The organism is Rickettsiales bacterium (genome assembly GCA_029252805.1).
Classification (GTDB): Bacteria; Pseudomonadota; Alphaproteobacteria; order Rickettsiales; family JALZUV01; genus JALZUV01.
In genome coordinates this window covers 1-2,181 of record JAQXAR010000011.1, presented here as the reverse complement: position 1 = coordinate 2,181, position 2,181 = coordinate 1, and the positions used below count along the sequence as shown (strand labels likewise).

The following is a 2,181-nucleotide window of genomic DNA, read 5'->3' as shown; positions in this document are numbered from 1 at the left end:
ATTGCTTCACCTCTTTAAAGGTCAAATCTCGGAAGATTTTTGACCTTTTTTCATGCCTAAATTCCCTTTAGGCAATCCTCCCCTATAGGGGAGACATTACTCTCTCCCTTGATGATCAGCACCGTGCCAGCCTTAGGGCATGAGTATAAAGCTAAACACACAAACCATCATTACCGGCGTCATTACATCCGTTTTGGCGCTTGTCGTGTATGAAAAAATAATCAAGGGGAATATCTAATGTCTAAACACCTAACAACCGTTGCACTTGTAGCTGCCGGCGTTGTCGCCGCTGGTTTTCTTATGAATACATTCAAAGACATTGATCTTGTGAATCAAGCGCGTAACGGCTTCGACGTTTAATCGTCGGAGTTTTTTCGCCTTTGCATAAATTTAAATAGGGAGTCCATAAAATGGCACTACATCCAGAAGTAAAACTAAGCCCATTTACACCGCCGCAAGCGGGTGAAATCACTACACTAGATGTGCAGCTAGGGCGCACCTACCGCGATATTCTAATCAAGTACACCGAATCCGGTACGCTTGTAACAGAAGCAAACATGATTTTAGCGATTGAGGAAGTTAACATTAAAGTTAACGGCAAATCAGTGCGCCGCGAAACTGCGGAATCAATCATTATGCGTCAAAAGCTCCATAAGATTCCGTATGTTGATGGATTTTTGAAGCTTGAATTTGCCGAAGAATGGGCGGAAGCTATTTTTGGACAAGAAACGCCTGCTTTCGGCACGAACAATGTTCAGAGCTTGCAAATTGACGTTAAGATTGCCACTGGCCGAACGGCTCCGGCTATTAGCGCAACCGCGCAAGTGACCGTTGAGGCGCAACCGCGCAACCTTGGTTTAATCAAGAAAGTGACAAAACACATTGTACCAGTCGCACAAGTAGGGACTCATAATTTGACTACTTTGCCGCGCCTCGAAAACATTGTGGCGATTCATTGCAAATCAGGTGACATTGATAGTTTTAAGGTTCTTGCCGAAGGTTATGAAGCGCAGGAATTGACGGTTGAAGAAAATGACGCACGAATCGAATTGACGGGCGATCTCGCTCCACAATCCGGTTGGGTAAGCATTATGTTCAACAAGACGAATCGAATTGATGACTACTTGCCTGTTTATAAACAGCGCGCAGGCGGTAACAAGGGCGAGCTGCAAAACATTGCAAGCTTGCAAATTGATTTTGAAATGTCAGCGGCCACGCCTTTCCCTATCTTTGTCGAAACGCTCTCACGTAGCGTTTAAGGCTTAGGCTAATGAAACGGCCATAGGCCACAGAAAGAGAGCATAAGCATGGAAAACGAAGAAGATTGGTGGGATGGCCTGCTAGGTGGAATTTCTGACGTTGCGGGAACGGGCGTTGATATTCTTAAATCATGGACTGATTACGAGAATTACGATTGGTATCGTGAATTTCAGACAGAGCAACAGCGCTCTTTGATTGATCCGTACGGCAACACGCCATTAACGAACGGCACGACACCATACTCGCCGCGCGATTACTGGCCTTCTACGGGCGGCGGCTTAGGCAGCAATCAAATCATCACATACGGTTTAGTGGCAGCGGGTGCAATATTGCTCATTAAAGCGCTAAAATAAAAGGGTTTTAAAATGGCAATACCGATTCCAAGTTTAACCGGTAAATCTCATGCATCGGCATCAAGTAGCGTTTATCTAGCGTCACCGTTCCAAGTGGGGAGCGGTAGCCTAGATTCACGCGCTAGCCAAGGCGCAAGCGGCGGTGGATTTCCCGCTTTGCCTGATGATATATGGCCTGCCGTGGCGCTTGCTGGCGCGGTTTTGCTCGCAGTAACATTGATTAAATAGGGGGCTAAAATGGGTTTACTAAGTTCAAGCAAATCAAGTAGCACCACGAATGTATTTGATCGGCGCATAGGTGCAACCGATAACGCAAATGTGGCGGCAGAAGGCGCGACGATCATTCAAACCGATTTAGGCGCGGTTGAGCTAGGCGCAACGGTAGCGTTGCAAAGCACGTTAAGCAGCGAGCGCAGCACCGAAAAGCTAATACGGGCAAATGAGCGTATTATAGGCGATTCATTAGATACGATTGAATTCACTTTTGATCGGAGTTTAGACACCGTAGATAACGTTTTTGATGATTCCTTAGATTTCTTAAGCAAGGGCAATAATGCCTCTTTGGGAT

5 protein-coding genes are annotated in these 2,181 nt (G+C 46.1%); all 5 read left to right on the top strand.

Going from position 1 to position 2,181, the window contains the following annotated elements:
• The first annotated feature begins 237 nt into the window (after nt 1–237).
• Nucleotides 238–360 (top strand): hypothetical protein, encoded by a 123-nt coding sequence (locus P8P30_02010; GenBank protein ID MDG1286320.1) that lies wholly within the window; start codon nt 238–240, stop codon nt 358–360.
• A 50-nt stretch (nt 361–410) separates the two neighbouring features.
• Nucleotides 411–1,259, top strand: coding sequence for a major capsid protein P2 (locus P8P30_02005; protein MDG1286319.1), 849 nt, complete (start codon nt 411–413; stop codon nt 1,257–1,259).
• Between the two features lie 48 nt (nt 1,260–1,307).
• Nucleotides 1,308–1,613, top strand: coding sequence for a hypothetical protein (locus tag P8P30_02000; protein MDG1286318.1), 306 nt, complete (start codon nt 1,308–1,310; stop codon nt 1,611–1,613).
• Between the two features lie 12 nt (nt 1,614–1,625).
• Nucleotides 1,626–1,841: a hypothetical protein gene (locus P8P30_01995; GenBank protein ID MDG1286317.1), complete on the top strand. Its 216-nt coding sequence runs from the start codon at nt 1,626–1,628 to the stop codon at nt 1,839–1,841.
• A gap of 9 nt (nt 1,842–1,850) precedes the next feature.
• The coding region (locus tag P8P30_01990; GenBank protein MDG1286316.1) for a hypothetical protein at nt 1,851–2,181 on the top strand (331 nt) is incomplete at its 3' end.

Bases quoted from the DNA above. Each gene is read 5' to 3' on its own strand.
- P8P30_02010 (MDG1286320.1), top strand. From the start codon at position 238: ATGTCTAAACACCTAACAACCGTTGCACTTGTAGCTGCCGGCGTTGTC.
- P8P30_02000 (MDG1286318.1), top strand. From the start codon at position 1,308: ATGGAAAACGAAGAAGATTGGTGGGATGGCCTGCTAGGTGGAATTTCT.
- P8P30_02005 (MDG1286319.1), top strand. From the start codon at position 411: ATGGCACTACATCCAGAAGTAAAACTAAGCCCATTTACACCGCCGCAA.
- P8P30_01995 (MDG1286317.1), top strand. From the start codon at position 1,626: ATGGCAATACCGATTCCAAGTTTAACCGGTAAATCTCATGCATCGGCA.